Source organism: Horticoccus luteus (assembly GCF_019464535.1).
Lineage (GTDB): Bacteria > Verrucomicrobiota > Verrucomicrobiia > Opitutales > Opitutaceae > Horticoccus > Horticoccus luteus.
In genome coordinates, this window is the sequence record NZ_CP080507.1 from 1,615,613 (window position 1) to 1,633,427 (window position 17,815).

Annotated in this window: 11 protein-coding genes; 7 read left to right on the top strand and 4 right to left on the bottom strand. The window is 65.6% G+C overall.

The window, feature by feature from the left end; all coding sequences use genetic code 11:
- Positions 1-16: 16 nt before the first annotated feature.
- From K0B96_RS06770 to K0B96_RS06780, 3 genes are read left to right on the top strand one after another with little or no spacing between them, the layout of a single operon-like run.
- Positions 17-3,691, top strand: a complete 3,675-nt coding sequence (locus tag K0B96_RS06770; RefSeq protein WP_220165315.1) for a translocation/assembly module TamB domain-containing protein — start codon at positions 17-19, stop codon at positions 3,689-3,691.
- Positions 3,678-5,783, top strand: coding sequence for a BamA/OMP85 family outer membrane protein (locus tag K0B96_RS06775; protein WP_255558873.1), 2,106 nt, complete (start codon positions 3,678-3,680; stop codon positions 5,781-5,783). Before K0B96_RS06770 ends, K0B96_RS06775 begins: the two co-directional genes overlap by 14 nt.
- Before the next feature lie 54 nt (positions 5,784-5,837).
- Entirely contained in the window at positions 5,838-6,284 is a 447-nt protein-coding gene (locus K0B96_RS06780) for a cupin domain-containing protein (protein ID WP_220165317.1), read from the top strand.
- A 58-nt stretch (positions 6,285-6,342) separates the two neighbouring features.
- On the opposite strand, the gene K0B96_RS06785 is transcribed toward K0B96_RS06780, so the two are convergent.
- The gene (locus tag K0B96_RS06785; protein WP_220165319.1) at positions 6,343-8,799 is read right to left on the bottom strand and encodes a glycoside hydrolase family 38 N-terminal domain-containing protein; all 2,457 of its coding nucleotides are present in this window, start codon (positions 8,797-8,799) and stop codon (positions 6,343-6,345) included.
- A gap of 208 nt (positions 8,800-9,007) precedes the next feature.
- Between K0B96_RS06785 and K0B96_RS06790 the strand changes: the two genes are divergently transcribed.
- Positions 9,008-10,024 carry a Gfo/Idh/MocA family protein gene (locus tag K0B96_RS06790; RefSeq protein ID WP_220165321.1) on the top strand — a complete coding sequence of 339 codons (1,017 nt, stop codon included), beginning with the start codon at positions 9,008-9,010 and terminating at the stop codon, positions 10,022-10,024.
- A 75-nt stretch (positions 10,025-10,099) separates the two neighbouring features.
- Here the strand turns inward: K0B96_RS06790 and K0B96_RS06795 are convergent, their stop codons facing one another.
- Positions 10,100-11,056 carry a phytanoyl-CoA dioxygenase family protein gene (locus K0B96_RS06795; protein WP_220165323.1) on the bottom strand — a complete coding sequence of 319 codons (957 nt, stop codon included), beginning with the start codon at positions 11,054-11,056 and terminating at the stop codon, positions 10,100-10,102.
- A 171-nt stretch (positions 11,057-11,227) separates the two neighbouring features.
- On the opposite strand from K0B96_RS06795, the gene K0B96_RS06800 reads away from it, so the two are divergent.
- Genes K0B96_RS06800 through K0B96_RS06810 form a run of 3 tightly spaced genes read left to right on the top strand, consistent with a single transcriptional unit; the run spans position 11,228 to position 15,034 of the window.
- The gene (locus K0B96_RS06800) at positions 11,228-12,700 is read left to right on the top strand and encodes an ABC transporter substrate-binding protein (protein ID WP_220165325.1); all 1,473 of its coding nucleotides are present in this window, start codon (positions 11,228-11,230) and stop codon (positions 12,698-12,700) included.
- Complete coding sequence (locus tag K0B96_RS06805) at positions 12,697-14,178, top strand: carbohydrate ABC transporter permease (RefSeq protein ID WP_220165327.1); 1,482 nt, start codon at positions 12,697-12,699, stop codon at positions 14,176-14,178. Before K0B96_RS06800 ends, K0B96_RS06805 begins: the two co-directional genes overlap by 4 nt.
- Complete coding sequence (locus K0B96_RS06810; protein WP_255558920.1) at positions 14,165-15,034, top strand: carbohydrate ABC transporter permease; 870 nt, start codon at positions 14,165-14,167, stop codon at positions 15,032-15,034. Before K0B96_RS06805 ends, K0B96_RS06810 begins: the two co-directional genes overlap by 14 nt.
- A gap of 20 nt (positions 15,035-15,054) precedes the next feature.
- Here K0B96_RS06810 and K0B96_RS06815 read toward each other — a convergent pair whose 3' ends face one another.
- Positions 15,055-17,556 carry an ABC transporter permease gene (locus K0B96_RS06815; protein WP_220165331.1) on the bottom strand — a complete coding sequence of 834 codons (2,502 nt, stop codon included), beginning with the start codon at positions 17,554-17,556 and terminating at the stop codon, positions 15,055-15,057.
- Positions 17,557-17,599: 43 nt separating this feature from the next.
- Positions 17,600-17,800: a hypothetical protein gene (locus K0B96_RS06820; RefSeq protein ID WP_220165333.1), complete on the bottom strand. Its 201-nt coding sequence runs from the start codon at positions 17,798-17,800 to the stop codon at positions 17,600-17,602.
- Positions 17,801-17,815 lie beyond the last annotated feature (15 nt).

Genomic DNA, 17,815 nt, shown 5'->3' on the forward strand with positions numbered 1-17,815 from the left:
CCGCGAGGCCCCTGACATGCGTCGTGCCGGAATCACAGCAGGAGCGGTCGTCGCGGCCCTTATCGCGATCCTGGTGCTGCTCCCGTGGTGGCTCGGTGCGGCGCTGCGCCCGGTCGCCCGGCACTTCGGCGTGACTTTCGAGCGTTATGAACGCGTCGGCTACGCGCGTTTTGCTCTCGATCAGGTCGAGGTGAACCGCGTCCCCGTGCACGTGACGATCGACCGCGTGGAAGTCGCCACGCCGCTCTTCTGGTTGTGGCGGCACTGGCGCAACAGCGGCGCGGCGGTGACGGCCGGGAAGTGGAACGTGGCGATTGAAGGCGGTGGCCGGAAAAAGCCGGCGGTGCCCGACGCCGGGTGGCTGAAGCTTCGCGGTCAACTGCAGCGCATCGCCGACGCCTTGGATGACTGGATCGGTCGAGGGGAGATCGGCCCGGGCCGAGTCGAGTGGCCGGGCGGGATGTTGAACGTCGATGGCGCGCAGTGGCACGCGGGCGTCTTGCAGGCGACGGGGCTGCGTTTCGGTGCGGTGGCGGCAGACGGGATTTTGACGTTCGCGACGGGAGAAGGGCGGCCGTTGCAATTGGAACTCCACGCGAAAAACAGCGATGGCACCGTGGTCCTGCGGAGCGCTGGAGCGGACGTGACCGGCAACGTGCAATGGTGGGGACAGCCGGCGAGCGTCCAGGCCCATTTTGCACCGACCGGTTGGCGACCGGAGACCGCAGCGTTGCGCGCGGAAGATTGGAACGTGGCGGGTGAACGCCTGAAGTTGGGGGAATTTTTCGAAACAGTCAGAGGGACGATAGACATCGCATGGCAAAAGCAGGCGTTCGAGGCGCACGTCTCCGCGCACAGCACGCCTCGCGCCGACAAAAAAGTGCCGCCCCTCGAAGTCGAAGCGCGCGCGCGCGGCGATGGCGCGACCTTCCTGATTGAGTCGTTGAACGCAACGTTGCCCGGCATCCAAGCGACGCTTGATCAGCCGGTGACCATTACGCGTCGCGGACGGCTGGTTTCGGGGGCGGCGAATTTCACGTGGAAGGCGGACTTGGCGAAGCAGGAATGGTTCAAGGCGCGCGGGGTGGTCAACGGGAGCGCCCACGTCACAGCCGGAGACGACCAACGTCCGCTGGTCGCGTTTTCTGTCGAGGGCAGCAACGTCAACATCGCCCGCTGGTCGGTGCCGCATGCGGCGGCGGAAGGCACCCTGGCGTGGCCGCGGCTTGCGATGAAGCAGTTCGTCGTGCGGCTGGCGGGAGGCGATGAAGTGCGAGCCTCGGGCACGTGGGATTTCGCGCGCCACGCGCTTGAAAAGGGTGAGTTGCAGGGCCACGTCGGCGGGGGAATCTTTGCGCGATGGCTTCCGCCGGAGGTGCATTTTGAGCGCGCACGCTTCACCGCGCAGGGCGCGGGCGTGTGGCCGGCGTTGCAGCACAACGGCGAGTTGACAATCACGCACGCCAGCGCGCCACGGCTCCGCGCGATGGACGTAGCGGCGCATTGGAGCGGCGCAGGCGAGGAGATCGAGCGGGCCGAAATCACAGCGCGAACCGGCGAGGCGACGATCGCCGCGAAGGGCAGCATTTCCCGGACCGGGGCGAAGTTGGATGCGCTGACGCTGACGGCGCCGACCGCAGCGGCATTGGCACTCAAGGCGCCCGTCGTGATGCGTTGGTCGCCGCAGATCGAAGTCGAGGGACTGGCGCTCGCGGGCGGGGAGACGTCGGTCGATGCCACGGTGAAAATGGGTCGCGCGGGTCGCGTGCAGATCGCCGCGAGCAATGTCGCGTCGGAGTGGTGCCGCGCGTTTTTCGTTCTGCCGCCGCCGATTTGGATCGCGCGCGCCGTGAAGTTGGACGCGGCGTGGGACAATGGGCCGGCGAAAATCAATGCACTGGCCGACGTACGATTTGACCTGAAGGACCAGGGGGCGGTGGCGTTGAGTCTGGCGGCGCACAGCGAGGATCAAGGCCTCGTGTTGGATCATCTCAACGTGAGCGAGAACGGTCATCCGGTGGTGAGCGCGACGGGGCGGTTGCCGATTGTCGTCTCACCGGCGGCGGACGAACTCGTGCGGGCGACGTTGGATGGCGACGTGCGACTCGATGCATCGACGGAGCCGGAGGCGGCGTTTTGGGAGGAGTTGCGCGCGGCGACGGGCATTGAGCTGGTCTCGCCGCAGGTGACGGTGCACGTCTCGGGCACGTGGCGGAGTCCGCGGGGGGAAGCGGATTTGCAAGCGAAGCGGGTGGCGCTCGATCCGGGGCGTTTCAAACAAAACTGGCCGGCGATCGGGCCGCTCGCGTTGCGGATGACCGGAGATGCCAACGCGGTGGCGTTGCAGCGATTCACCGTGGCGGTGGAAGGGCAGGAGATCAACGCGGAGGCGAGTCTGCCGATCGGGAGCAACTGGAAGGAATTGCGCGCCGATCCGCTGACGTATCTGCAGGACAAGGCGGAGGTGCGCTTGGAAATCGCCAATGCGGAGGTGGCGCCCTTTGTCCGCTTCGCGCCCCAATTGCTCGCGCCGAAAGGTCGGGTGCAAGCGGACGTGCGGCTGACGCCGGGCGGAGCGATGCACGGTTCAGTGCGCTTGACCGGGCTGGCGACACGGCCGCTCGGCGGAGTGGGGGTGTTGCAGGATCTGGCGGCCAATCTCAAACTCGCGGGCCGCACCGTGGAGGTCGAATCGGTTTCCGGTAAAGCCGGCGGCCAGACGGTAAAAATCACCGGCAAAGTGGAATTGCCGATGCACGAACAGCCGCGCTACGATCTGCGGATGGCGGGCGACAACCTGCCCTTTGTGCGCAGCATGGGCCTGCTCGTGCGCGGCAATCTGGATCTGACGTTGACGACGCCGGACCGCGGACCGCCGGCGATTGGCGGGAGTGTGGTGTTGCGCGACAGCCTGTTTTTCTCGGATGTGCGGGCGATGATTCCCGGCGGGCCGCGGGGGCCCTCGCAACGCCCGCCGTATTTTGCGGTGGATGTGGAACCGTTTCGCCGGTGGACGCTGGGCGTCAGTGTGCGCGGGGATAAATTTCTGCGGCTGCGCACGCCGTTGTTCAACGGCGTGGCGAGCACCAAGCTGCAACTCAAGGGCACGCTGGGATCGCCCTTGTTGAGCGGCGAGGCGACGATCGACAGCGGCAAGGTGCGATTGCCATTTGCGACGTTCGATGTGCAACAGGGGCGGGTGTTGCTGTCGGATCAACCGCCGTTCGAACCGCGGCTGGAAATCACGGCGACGGCGCGGCGTTACGATTACGATTTGCGGATGGAAGTGACGGGAACGGCCTCCGCGCCGAATCTGGTTTTTTCGTCGAGTCCGCCGCTCGAATCCGAACAGGTGCTGCTCATGGTCATGGCGGGCGAGGTGCCGAATCAGGCGATTACGTTTTCCCAGCGGCAGCGGGCAACGCGCCTCGGAGCCTACGTGGGGCAGAGCCTGTTCAGCACGTTTGGCGGCGACAGTGACTTTGCGGACCGGCTGACGATTTCGAGTGGCGACGACATCTCGCTCCAAGGACGGGAAACGTATTCGATCGAGTATCGGTTGAACGACCGCTGGTCGCTCACGGGCGAATACGACGAGTTCGATGAATACAATGCCGGCGTGAAGTGGCGCGTGCTGCGGGAGAAAAAAGACGGCGACGGAAAGAAGAAGGACAACGATGAAAAGAAGTAACTGCGTCCTCCTGGCCGGCGTATTGGCGCTCAGTCACGGCGTGGCGGCGGCGCGGGCGACGGAGAAGGCACCGCAGGCTGAAATCACGGTGCATGGCCTCGGCTGGTGGGACGACCGGCAAATGCGCCAGTCGCTCGACCGTTTGCTTGGCGAGCAGCGCGGCGCGACGCTCGACGCCAATGGCGTGGAAGATGCGGCGTTTCTGTTGCTGTCGGCGCTGCAAGATGAGGGCTATCTCAAGGCAGCGGTGCAGGCGAAGCTCCAGCGCAAGGACGGCGGCGAGACGAGTTTCACGCTGGATTCAACGCTGGCCGCCACGTTGCCCCGCCCGATCGCCGTGAAGGCGGTGACGTTCACGCTGAAGCCGGGCGTGCGCTACTATTTTGACGAGATCACGGTGGTGGGTTCGTCGGCGTTGGACGACGACGACGTGCGGCGTTTCTTTCGGGGCGAGAGCGCCTTGTTTTCCGGCGTGGGTGAAAAGGCGTATTCGGCGGCGCGAGTGCGGCGCGGATTGAACGGCGTGCAGACAGAGCTGCGCGATCGGGGTTACGCCGAAGCGGAGGCGACAGCGGACGGAGTGAAGATGGACGACAAGACGGGCAAGGTGAGTTTGCGCGTGGTGGTGCACGAAGGCCCCCTGTGGACGGTGGACGCGATCAAGATCGAGGGCGCGGAGAAAACGGGAGCAGAACTGGGAGAGTTGGTGGCGGCGAATGGCCAGCCGTGGACGCTGCATTGGCAGCAGGATCTGGGCGGACGCATCCGGCAGGCGTTGCAAAAACGCGGATACGCGGACGTGCGCGTGACGTTTGAGCAAATGGTCGGCGCAGAGGACGAGGGAAAGAAGGCGGTCGAATTGACGGCGCGCGTCGCTCCGGGCCCCGCGGTGAAAGTGGGCCACGTGCGGTTTGAAGGCGTGAAACACACGCGGGAGCAGGTGTTGCGGGAACGCGTGCGGGCGAAGCCGGGCGATCCGCTCAACCCGGCGACGCTGGAGCACGCGCGCTACCGCTTGGGGCGCCTGGGCGTATTTGATGACGTGGATCTGCGTTACGATCCAGCGACCGGCGACGTGCGCGATCCGGTCTTCACGGTGCACGAGCGGCGCCTGTGGGATTTGAGTCTCCTCGCGGGCTATGGCAGTTACGAGCAACTGCGGGGAGGAATCGAGTTGCGGCAGTTCAATATTTTCGGGCGCGCCCACCAGAGCCGGCTGCTGCTCGTGCAATCGATGAAGAGTTCGCGGGGCGAATACAGCTACACGGTGCCGGAGTTGTTCGGCGAACGGTTGGATGGCACCGCGCGGCTGTTCGGTCTGCAGCGGCAGGAAGTCGCCTTTCAGCGCCAGGAGTATGGCGGAAATTTCTCGGTGAGCGACCGGGTGCAGTGGCTCGGCGCGGTCGCCAGTGCAGGCTATACGTTTCAGGCGTTGCGGAACCGGGACAATCAACTGGGCACGGCGCCGGTCGACAACAAGCAGGTGGTCGTGGCGAGTGTGGACCTGAATCTGACGCGAGACCGGCGCGACAATCCGCTGCGTCCGCGGCGCGGGTATCGGTGGTATGCGCAGGTCGAGGCGGCGAGCAAAGGACTCGGCGGCGAAGTCGATTACCAGCGCGTGGAATTCAGCGCGTCGTATCACACGCCGTGGGGCGACGGTCGCTGGCTGCACTTCGGGTTCAGCCACGGCGTGGTGTTCACGCTCGGCTCGAATGACGACACGGCGCTGCCGGTGAACAAGCGTTTTTATCCCGGCGGTGATAACAGCATCCGTGGTTATCAGGAAGGCGAGGCGGCGCCGCGCGGAGCGGACGGGCGGTTTGTCGGAGCGAAATCCTACATGCTGGCGAATGCGGAATTTGAACAGGCGTTGACGGGCAACTGGTCGGGCGTGCTGTTCGTCGATGGACTGGGGACGGCCACGCGCCTGCAGGATTATCCGTTCAACCAGCAGCTCTATTCCGTGGGCCTCGGCGTGCGTTACAACAGCCTCATTGGGCCGGTGCGCGCGGAGTATGGCTACAATTTGAAACAGCGCCCCGGCGATCCGTCGGGCACGTTCCTGATCTCCATCGGCTTTCCGTTTTGAATCGCGCGAGAATTTGTTCGCCGCGGCGAGTGGGCGCGCCTACTCGTGCGGCCTATGATCATCGCCGATCTCGAAAAACTTCCCGGAGGTAAATTTCCTGCGCGCCGTTGGGGCCGCGGTCTGGTTGGGCAAGGCCCGCAGCCGATTCAAGCCAAGGGGTTCTCGATGGGGTATTCCATTCTGGAGCCGCATGGCGGCCAAGTGCCGTGGCACAATCAGGAGCAGGAGGAGGTTTATTTCATCGTGCAAGGGAAGGGTGAAATCTGCGTCGGCACGGAGCGCAGCGAGATCAAGGCGGGCCAATGCGTGTTCATGCCGCCGAAGCAGTTTCACCAGCTCACGAACACGGGCGACGAGCCAATGCATATGATCTATGTATATTGCCCCGGCGGCGATGTGGCGCACTGGCGGCAGGAGCTCGCCGGAACGTTGCCGCGCGCGGGAGAAGGCGACATCCCGCCGTTGCCGACGGGCGCGCAGCCGCAGTGCACGAAGGTGTAAGCGGCGGACGAGAAACGTTGAGCGATCAGCCCGGGTGCGCCCGGGCTTTTTTGCAGCGTTAGCCGCCAATCGAGATTCGGCGCGGGCGGCCGCGGCCGAGCACGAAGGTGGCGATGGCTCCCGCGGCGATGCGGCCGAGCGTGTGCTTGCGACCGGCGAGCGTAAATGAAGCGGTGGTCGCCCGCGCGCGCGTGTTGTGCACGCGGAGTTCGAAGGTGTTTTTCAGTGCGCCAGGTTTCAACGCCAGCAGACGCAGGCCGTGCGCGGGCGATAGCGCCGCGAGCGAACCGCTGGCGGGAAGTTCACCTTCAGTGTTTTCGCGCAGGAGCGTGACGATCGGGGATTGCGTCAGACGATCCGCTTCGGCCGGCGCATTGGCTTCGAGGGGAAGAATGGCGAAGCGGGCACGCAGTTCGCCGCGGTCCACCGCGGGGCGCCACCATTGCGGATCCTGATCGTGGGGATCGGAACAGGCGTAACGTGTGGCGCGCACGAGCGTGAGGCGGAGGCTGCCGTTCTCGAGATCGCAGGCAGAGAGTGTTTCGCTGACGAGGGTGAATCCGTGGTTGCCGTCCCTCGCGCGCGCCCAGCGCAGAAGCGGAAGTTCACCGCATTCGGAACGGGTCGCCTCGCCGCCGGGCGCTTCGCTTGTGAGGGTGGTGGCGCCGGGCAAGACCAGTTTCACGCGGGCCGCCTCGAGGTCACTGAACGTGCGGGCGTCGACGAGCAGTGCCGCGCGGTTGCTCTCCAACCGCAGAGCGAGGTCGAGGTGCGCGCCTTCGGTTTCGAACCGCACCATGAGGCACGCGCGCAACGGTCCCTTTTCGATGACTTCTGCGCGCGTGATTTTCCATGTGCCGCGTTCGAGCGTGAGGCGAATGGAGGCGGCCTCTTCGGCCATGCCGCCCCAGGAGCCCCACCGGTCGAGAACGGTCACCGGATGCAATCCTCGTGTGCCAAACAAAGGCCGGCCCTCGTGTTCGACCTCGACGCCGGCGGCGCCGAGGGTGGCGCGCAGGCGAAAAGCGTGGTTCGCGATTTCGCGTTCGCCGGTCGTGACATCCGTGGCCGGGCTGAGCGGTTTGGCGCCGGGCACGTAGCCGATCGTCACGACGTTCCAACCGGCGGCGGGCAGGCGCAAGGGCACGACGAAGCGTTTGCGCCACGGGAGGCCGTGGAAGACATCGTGTTCGGTGGCGATTTCCTGCGCGGCTACGCGGCGGCCGTTTACGCGGACTTCGCACGGCACGGGATCGGCTTTGTTCAAAAACGAAAACAACGGCCGGTAATCAAGGGAGGCTTCGACTTCCACCTGGGTCGCGAGAGGATGCGGCAGGGGATTCCAGATGAGATGCGGCACGGCCTGCGGGCAGTCGAAGTCGACGGCGGGGAGGCGGACGCGAATGCGGCGGCCGAGGTCGTTCAGCGCCTGCCACGCAGCGGTCCGCGCGGCGTGGCGAACGCCGCCGACTTCGTCGAGCTGCTCATCAAAGGCGCGCTCGATGCTGCTGCCGGGAAGGATGTCGTGAAACGAGTTGAAGAGCACCGATTCCCACGCGCTCGCGAGCGCCGGCGCCGCGGAACCGCCGGCGGCGGCCACGGCGGCGGTGGTGATCTCCGTCCGTATCAGCTCCTGCTCGGCGAGACGATACGCGCGTTTGAAGCGGCCCACGGAAGCGAAGCAGCCGCGCTGCACGAAATTGAGTTCGCCATGAACCTGGTCGATCGCGGCGCCGGTGGCGTTCACCTCGCCCGCGAGGGCGGCGAAAAAGCGGTGCAGGGTGGAGAAGCGGACCTCGACTTCCGGATGGCGTTGCGACCACGCGTGGACGTCTTCGACGTGGCGCCGGCTGGGGCCGCCGCCGTGGTTGCCGAGACCGAGAAATGCGGCGACGTGCGTGAGCGGACCGTCTTTCGCGGCCGCGAGCAACTCATCGAGGCGCGTGCCACCGGCCTCGCGTTCGCAGCCATACCAGCCGGCGGGGGCGCGGTAGGCGAGGACGCGGCCGCCACCGCTGCCGTGCCACCAGAACGCGGGCGTTTTCGTGGGGCGCTGCTCGGGAAAGGGCCGGAAAAAAGCGAAATACTTCATGCCGGCAGCGGCGAGAATGTCGGGCAGGCCGGCGGAGTGACCGAACGAGTCGGCTTGCCAGGCGGCGGTTGGTTCAACGCCGAGGTGTTGGCGGAAATAGCGGCGGCCGACGTCGTAGTGCCGGCAGAGAATTTCGGTGTCGGGGAGATTGGTGTCGGGCTGAATCCACGTCGCGCCGACGGGATCCCAACGGCCGGCGCGGATCATGCGTAGAATGCGTGCGAAGGTGGGCGGATCGTTGCGGCGGATGTGTTCATAGATCGCGGCTTCGCCGCGCAGGAACGTGAGGTCGGGAAACTCATCCATCAGGTTGAGGACGGTGCGACAGGTGTTGATCCCTTCGTTGAAACCTTCGCGTTGGTCCCAAAGCCAGACCGGGTCGAGATGGGCGTTGGGGAGGACGTGGAATACGAGGCGAGTCATGGAGCGGACGAGGGTTGAAAAAGTGGGGCGGGGAAACAGCGGACGCTCGCCGATGAATCAGCCCGGCCGGCGTCGTGGTGCAAGCGCGCGGCGGCTGATTAATCGCCAACGGCGTGGACCCATGCGGGGAGGTTGCGCTGGACGGGAAGCGAGGGTGGCGTTAGCCGATAACGTGAGCGGGCCGGATCGAATCACCGGCGTCGACGTCATGAAAAAAATCACCTCACCTGTTCGCGTGGCGCTCATCGGCTGCGGGGCCTACGGCGCCGAGCACGCCCGGTTTCTTTCGACGACGAGCGGGGTGCGGCTGCGCGCGGTGGCGGATATCGCGATGGCGCGGGCCGAGGCGTTTCGGACAAGGTTCGGGGCGGAGTATGCGACGAGCGATGTCGCGCGGATCTGGGCGGACGCCGCGATCGATGCGGTGTGGATCTGCACGCAGCACGACACGCACGCGCCGCTCGCGGAAGCGGCGGCGGCGGCGGGCAAGGCGTTTTTTCTCGAGAAGCCGCTGGCGATCACCTTGGCGGATTGCGACCGCATCGTCGCGGCGGTGGAGCGTGCGGGCGTGACGGCCATGGCGGGTTTCAAGCTGCGTTTTTTTCCGGGGGTGCAGGAGGCGCGGGCGTTTTTGACGAAACCGTTGCTCACGGTGGCGCAGGTGATCGACGACCGTTGGCCGACGGAGATGTGGGCCAACGATCCAGTGAAGGGCGGCGGCAACGTATTGTCCCAAGGCTGTCACATGATCGACACGGTGCTCCATCTGCATCCGACGGCGCCGGTGCGGGTGTATGCGGCGGGTGGAAATCTCCACCATCCGCAGAATGCGATCATGGACGTGGCCTCGATCACGATCACGTTCGCGGACGGAGCGGTGGCGACGGTGGCGGTGGGCGATGTCGGCGTGCCGCCGCACGCGTCGAAGTTTGCGCTGCAGCAGTCGGACGGCAGCCGGAGCCTGAGCCTCTACAACCGGCTCAACGCATTGATGACGCGTGCGGACAAACAGGTGACGGAGCACCCGCCGTATCCGGAGGAGGGCGCGGCGGTGATCGACACGGCGTTTCTCGAGGCACTCGTCAGCGGTGCGCCTTCGCCGTGCACCGTGCAGTCAGCGCGGCGCACGACGGCGGTGGTGTTGGCGGCGATAGAGTCGATCGAGAGGGGCCGCGCGATCGATTTGACGCAGAGTCCGTATGCGGCGGCGATCGCCGGTGCTTAGCCACACGGCGGCGGGCAGAACTCACCCGCAAGCCCGACGCTGACGCCGCACGACGGCGCTCGCGTTACAGCGCACTCAGCAAATCCGGCGCTTCGGTTGGAGGTAACCTTGGTCCCACGGACTGACGTTGAGCGGGAGTTTGCGCCAGTAGTATTTCAAGTCGTCGTGCTTCCAGCCGGCGTAGATTTCGTCCCACGTGAGCGAGCAATGCGGGTTGAGGGAACTGTTGTCCACGGGTTCGCTGGCGGCTTGATAGCGCACATCGAGGGAGAGGCGGATGCGGTCCTTGAACTGGCAGCGCAGCGCCTTGTGAATGGTGTGACAGGGAAACGTGAGCACGTCGCCGACTTCGTAGTCGCCCTCCACCCAATGCGTTTCATGCGGACAAAGCGGCACCGCGAACCCGCCGGCGCCTTTTGCGGGTTGCACAGGTTGGTAGCCGCCGCGGTGCGAGCCGTGCAGCACGGTGAGCCCGCCGAGCGGGCGGGGGCAGTCGCCGACGGGAAACCAGCACGTCCAAGTGTTGGCGCTGCCTTGGATGTAAGGAAAGTCCTGGTGCGGAGGCGTGGGCACCATGCAGGTGTGCGGCGTGATCATCCGTGCGATGTGGCGCGGATGCACGAGCACCTCGCCGTCAAAGAGCGCGCGATAAATTTCCAACAGGCGCGGGTGGTGCGGCAGGCGGTGAAAACGTTCGAGCTTCTGCACGTCGTGATAGGCGTCGGCGGTGACTCCGACATCGGTGCGGTGCATGGCTTCTTCGGTCACGCGGTTGATCGCGTCGTAATCGACGAGTCCGCCGAGGGCGTCCTGGCCTGGCTGGCGCCAGCCGTGGCGCTCGACGACGGCGAGTAACTCGGCGCGCAACGCGAGCACTTCGTCGGCGGGCAGGCGTTGCTTGAAAAACAGATATCCGTCCTCGCGGGCGCGCGCACGCAGCGCCGCGGGGTCGCCAAGGAGCGGCGTGGAGTCCACGAACAGACTTTTGCGGATGGCGGTGGGAGGGGGCGGGGTGGCCGTTTCGAGGGACATGACAGCGCGGGCAACGTGGGCGGTGACGCGGCGTTTGTCGACTGCGCGTCGCACGCGGCGGTGAAGCGTCTGCGGAAAGTTTTGTGAGCCACCGTGTTTGAGGTGGCGCCGCGGGAGGGTTGTGCAACGCTGCGGAGCGTCTCCCGGCGCCGGTCGCGTTTCGTCAACCCCATGCAACGCACTTTTCTCGTCTGCCTGCTCACTTTGAGCGCGGCCAGTGCAGCGCTTTACTGGACGCTGCCGGAGCAACGCGCGGGGCGGCCGCTCCTCTACTGGGTGACGCAGGACGATCCGGTGAAGCGCGAAACGATCGAGTTGTTTTACCAGTGGCGGGCACAGCGCGGACTGCCGCCGGTGGAGGTGCGCATCGACAGCGCGAATGTCGATCCGACGAAGAAACTCGTGCAGGGTGTGTCCGGAGTCGGCGGCGACTTGATCGATGTTTACGAACTGCAACTTGAGATGCTGCAAGCAACGGGGATGCTGGCCGACCTGACGGACGTGGCGCAGCGGATGGGCTTCGGGCCCGACCGGACTTATGCGATGGCCCGCGACGACGTGATGGTGCAGGGGCGGCAATACGGGTTTCCGCGCAACGTCGAGGTGACGCTCTGCTGGATCAACCGCGACACCTTCGCGCGCTACGGCGTGCCGGAGCCGCCCACGCGCTGGACGTGGGACGAGTTCGAGGCCCTGGGCAAACGCTTCGTCGCCGCGGCGAATCCGCCGGGAACGAAACATCGGGTGTTTTTCCTCAGCCGCATCTGGCGCGACACGCTGCGGCGGAGTTGCGGAGCCGCGACGTTCAATGAAACGCAGACGCGATGTGTGCTGGATACGCCGGCGAGCATCGAGATGCTGCGGCGGCTTTACAGGTGGACGATCGAAGAGCGGCTGATGCCCACGCAGGAGGAGGACCGGGCATTTGCGGCGGACGCGAGCGGGTGGGACGCGGCGTTCGCGCTATTCGCGGCGGGCCGCTACGCGATGCTCTACGAAGGCCGGTGGGCGTTGATCCGGCTGCGACCGCGCGGCGATTTGAATCTGCGCGTCGTCGAGCCGTTCAACAACGGCTTTCCGGTCACGCAGGGCGGAGCGGGCCTGGTGTCGATTTTTGCGGGCACGAAGCATCCGCAGGAGGCGGCGGAGTTTTTGCAGTTTCTGACGAGCAAGGACTTCAACCTGCTCGTGGCGCGCAGCGGAGATTCGCTGCCGCCGGTGCCGGCGTATGCGCAGACGGAAGCGTTTCTCCATCCGGCCGGACATCCGAACGAGTGGGGGGTGCACGCGGAATTTGCGAAGGCGGGCCACACGATCGCAATCACGGCGAGCAAGAGTCCGTTCGTGCTGCCGATGATGGTGGACCGGATCGACACCGAGGTGGTGGACGCGATGCTCGCGCAACGGCTTTCGCCCGAAGCGGCGGCGCGCGAGTTGACGGATCGTTTGAACGGCGAGATGGCCCTCAACGTGAAACAGGATCCGGCGCTGCGGAAATTGTATGACGAGCGGATGGCATTGCAGCACGCGATCGACGGGCGGCGCGCGGCGGGGCAACGCGTGCCGGCGGCGTGGATCGCGGATCCGTATCAGCGCGCGCTCTACCGGGCGCACGGGTGGCTGGAAGAGGGGGCGGCGAAATGAGCACGGGTTCTCCGCGGCGGCGCTGGCTCGTCGGCATGGCGTTTTTGCTCCCGAACATCGCGGGGTTCTGCGCGTTCACCCTCGTGCCGCTGGCGCTGGCCGTGGCGATGGCGTTCTCCGATTGGGATATTTTGCGCCACAATGTGTTTCGCCACGAGCCGCTCGCGTTTGTCGGACTGGATAACTTCAGCCGACTGCTGCGCGATCCGCAGTTCTGGCAGTATCTCGGCAACACGCTGTTCATGATGCTGGGGTTGCCGTTTGCGATCGCAGGCAGCCTGGCGTCGGCGCTGCTGTTGACGCGCGTGAACCGCCGGCGGCTGCCCGCCAGCGGTTGGGTGCTGGGGGTGGCGACGCTGGTGTTCGTGGGCGCGGCGCTGGTTTTGCTGGCGGGCGGGATGGCACCGGGAGGCGTCGGGTGGATGTTTGGCGGACTGGCGCTGGGCGTGTTCGTGTTGGGCGTGGCGACCGGCGGCACCGCGTATCGCACGCTGTTTTATCTGCCGCATTTCACGGCTGGCGTGGCGACGTTTGTGTTGTGGAAAAAACTCTACGATCCGCACAACGGCCCCGTGAATGCGGCGCTCGGTCCTGTGCTCGACGGCGCCGCGAGCGCCGTGCGGCATACGCCGTTTCTATTTGGCGAGGTGTTGCCGGTGGCCGCTGGCATCGGCGCGGTGGTGCTGACGGCCTGGCAGCTCCGGCGTTTGCGGCGGCGTTGGCACGAGGGGGAAATCGGCGGGCTGGCGGTCACGCTCGGGTCGGGCGTGCCGGCGGCGGCGGTCGGAGCGTGGTGTCATTGGCAACGGGGATGGAACGCGTTCGCGTGGCCCGCGGCGGTGGCAGTCTTGGCCAGCATCGCGGCGGCGACGATGGTGCGGAGGCGTCCGTGGCGCGCCGCCCACGTGAGCACCGGCGTGGCGACCGAGTTCGCGCTGGCGATGCTCCTCGGGCCTGTGCTCGTTTTGCTGGTCGCCGCACTGGCGCTGGGGCCGGCGTTGCCGGCGGCCGCGACCGCAGGTTTCGCGGCGCCGAACTGGCTGGGCGATTACGGCTGGGCGAAGCCGGCGTTGATGATGATGGCGCTCTGGGCGGCGATCGGCTCGAACAACATGATCCTTTATCTCGCAGGCCTGAGTAACATCCCGCCCGAGTTGTATGAGGCGGCGGAGATGGACGGCGCGACGGCGCAGCAGCGTTTCTGGCACATCACGTGGCCGCAGCTCGCGCCCATCACGTTTTTCGTGTCGGTGATGGGCATCATCTACGGATTACAGGGCGGTTTTGAGATGGCGCGGGCGATGACGTTGGGCGGACCGGCGGGTTCGACGACGACGCTCAGTTACTACGTCTTCGTGCAGGCGTTCGAAGCCGGGCGACTGGGATATGCGGCGGCGGTGTCGTGGATCATGTTTCTCTTGGTGTTCGTGATGTCGCTCGTGAATTTCCGACTGGGGAATCGTGATGCGAACGACTGACGAGACGTTGACGAAGCCGCTGGAGAGTCTGCCGGCGCGCGTCCGGCACTGGAGCGGCGGCATGGGGCTGCACGGCGTGATGACGGTGCTCAGCCTGGCGATGATACTGCCGTTCGCGTGGATGGTGCTGACGAGTCTGAAAACCCTGGCCGAGGCGGCCGATCCGGCGTGGTTGCCGCACACGGCGCAGTGGGGGAACTACCCGGAAGTTTTTCGCGTGATCCCTTTTCTCCGCTTCGCGGCGAACAGCCTCGTGGTGGCGGGTTGGGTGACGTTGTTGCAAGTATTCACGAGCGCGCTGGCGGCGTATAGTTTCGCGCGACTCGACTGGCCGGGGCGTGACCGCGTGTTTTTCATTTATCTCGGCACGATGATGCTGCCGGGGCTCGTGATGCTGATTCCGAACTACGAGATCATGGTAAAGCTCGGCCTCGTGGATTCGTATCTCGGCCTGGTGCTGCCGGCGGCGTTCAGTGCGTTCGGCACATTTTTGCTCCGGCAATTCATGCTCGGCATCCCGCGCGCGCTCGACGAGGCCGCGGAAATCGACGGCGCGAGCAAGTGGCAGATTTTCTGGACGGTGATCATGCCGTTGAGCCGGCCGGGACTGGTGACGCTCGCGATCTTCACGCTGATGGGCAACTACCACAGCTTCTTCTGGCCGCTGGTGATGATGCGCACAGTCGACAAATACACGCTGCCGGTCGGGTTGTTGTTCTTCGACTCGGAGCACGGGCAGGCCACGCACCTGCTGATGGCAGCCGTCACGATGTCAGTGGTGCCGTTGATCGTGTTGTTCGTGCTGCTGCAGCGGCAGTTCATCCGCGGCATCCAGATCGGGGCAGTGAAAGGGTAGTGGTTGAACCCGCGCCGGGTCTATTCGCAGCGCAGCGCGATCATCGGATCGACGCGGGCGGCGCGGCGCGCGGGCAGCCAGCTCGCGAGCAGGCCGACGAGCAGAAGCAGCAGCGTGACCGCGCCGAAAATCAGCGGATCGGTGGGAGCGACGTCATACAACAGCGTGCGGATGTAACGGCTCAGATAAAGCGCGGCGACGAGACCGATGGTCAGGCCGCAGCCGGTTTTCCAGAGGCCTTGGCGCAGGATGAGCGCCACGATTTGCGCGCGCGTCGCACCGATGGCGCCGCGGATCCCGATTTCCTTCGTGCGTTGGGTGACGTCGTAGGCCAGCAACCCGTAGATGCCCACGGCGGCGAGGATCAATGCGATGCTGGCGTAGCCGCCGAGCAGCCACATGATGCCGCGGCGACCGGCGGCTTTGTTTTCGAGTTGGGTCCGCATCGTGGTTTCGCCGTAGATCGGCAGCGCCGGGTCCACACTGTGCAATTTGGCGCGAATCGCGGGGAGCATGTCCTCGAGCGTTCGCGTGGTGCGAAACTCCAGCGACAGGCCGCCGCGCGAGGTGTCGAGCGCCGCGTAGACGTAGGGTGCGGCATCGCGGTCTTCCAAACCGGCCACGTGCGCGTTTTCGGCGACGCCGATGATGACGGGCGCCTCCTCCGGTTTTTGATCCGGCGGTCCCCAGCCGAACAACTGGCCGACCGCGCTGCGGTCCGGGAAATAGCGTTCGGCGAATTTTCGTTCGACGATGTAAACCGGCCGCGCGCCCGGGCGCAGATCGTCCGCGTTGAAGTTGCGTCCTTCCAGCAAACGGATGCCCATGGTTTCGAGGTAGCCCGGTGACACGCCAAACATGATGCCCGTGGGATAGGTGCCGTCCTGTCCCGCCGGCATCCCGCGGATCGGGAGGTTGGTCGTGCGGTTGATGTCCGACCCGGGCAGATACCACGAATACGCGAGCGACTCGACGCCGGGGATCTCGCGCATTTTTTCCAGAATCCGGTTTTGCAATCCCTGGAGCATGACGGGGTCCGTATAGTTTGAATCGTAAGCGACCCGCGCGTAGAGGATGCGGTCCACATCGAAGCCGGGCCGGGTGGCCATGACTTTGGCGAAGCTGGTGATGAGGAGGCCGGCGCCGATCAACAGCACCAGCGCCAGCGCGACTTGAGCGACGACGAGACCGCTGCTGATCAACCGAAAACGTCCGCCGGCGGATGCGCCGCGCGTGCCGCTCTGAAGGGCGTTCTGCAGAGTGCGTTCCCGGCCGATGCGCGCCACGGGCAACGCGCCGATCAGCACCGCCACGACCAGCGAGACGAGCAACGTGAGCCCGAGGACGCCGCCATCGATGCTCACGGGCGGGATGCCATAGACCACGCGGTCCGTATAGACGTTGATGACGCGGAGGGCCGAGGCGGCGAGCAGCAGGCCGAGGGCGCCGCCGCCAAGCGCGAGCAACACCGCTTCGAGCAGGATCTGGCGCGCGAGCATCGGCGTGGATGCGCCGAGCGCGCGGCGCACGGCCAGTTCGCTGCGCCGCGCGTTGACGCGGGCGAGCGTGAGGCTGGCGACATTCACGCAGCCCAGCAGCAACACCAGCAGCCCGCAGCCTTGCAACAGCAGGAGGCTGCTCTTGATGGGCTTCGTCTGCTCCGCGCGAATTTGTTCCAGGCCCATGCGATGACCGCCGCTGACGAGATATTCGCGCAAGCGTGGATCCGCGAGCGCCTCCCGATTCCGTTCTTCCAACGTTTGGAGTTGGGCGAGTGCGGCGCCGAGCGCCACGCCCGATTTGACGCGTGCGCACATGTCGCCCATCGGGGCCATGCGCCACTCGGGCCGCGCCCGATCGGGCACCACTTCGTAAGGGACCATGAGCAAAGGCGCGGTGCTGAGCTCTTCAAAACTGCGGGGCACAATTCCGACGATGGTATAAAGGCGGCCGGACAAGCGGAGCTCTTGGCCGACGATGTCAGGATCGCCGTTGAATTTCTTTTCCCAAAACGACTGCGTCACCACCGCCACGGCGCCCTGTCCGGGCCGGCAATCTTCCGCGGTGAAGAAGCGTCCTTTCAACGGCTGCAGGCCGAGCACTTTGAAGTAGTCTGCGGTGATCTGCATGCCGACATAGCGGACGGTGGATCCTTCCTGACCGAGATTGAACATCCATCCATTCCACAGGGCGACGTCGCTCAAGAGGTCGGCGTGTTTTTGATAATCGAGAAATTGAGCCAGGCTCACGCGCAGCTTCATCTGCCCGGCCTTGGGGCGCATGTTGCAGATGTCGACGATCTGCCCGGCATCAGGGAAGGGCAGCGGTTTGAGCACCAGTCCGTAGAGCACGGTGAGGATGGTGGAATTGGCGCCGATGCACAGCGCGAGGGTTAGAATCACGGTCGCGCTGAACACCTTCGCCCGTCGCAGCGCGCGAAAGGAGAATCGCAGATCGCGCCAGATATTGCTCAGTCCGACGAAGGCGCGCGTTCCGCTGGTTCGGGGTTCGACGTTGGACATGATCCGGAGTGTGGGGCCCGCAGGTGCGATGCAACGCCGTAAGTCAGGCCTTGGGGGCTTCGGCCGCCACCGCCGGCTGGGCTTGGTCGGCTTCGGCGGCAAGCCGCACGCGTGTGAAATCCGCGCGCGTCGCCTCGAAGGAGTGGGAGACTTTCAGAAAGAGCCCGCGGGCGCCGCCGCCCATTCGCAACCAGACGGGTTGCGGAGCCAGCGCCGGATCACGGGTGGCAAAACGTATTTCCAAGCCGCGCGGAGACGA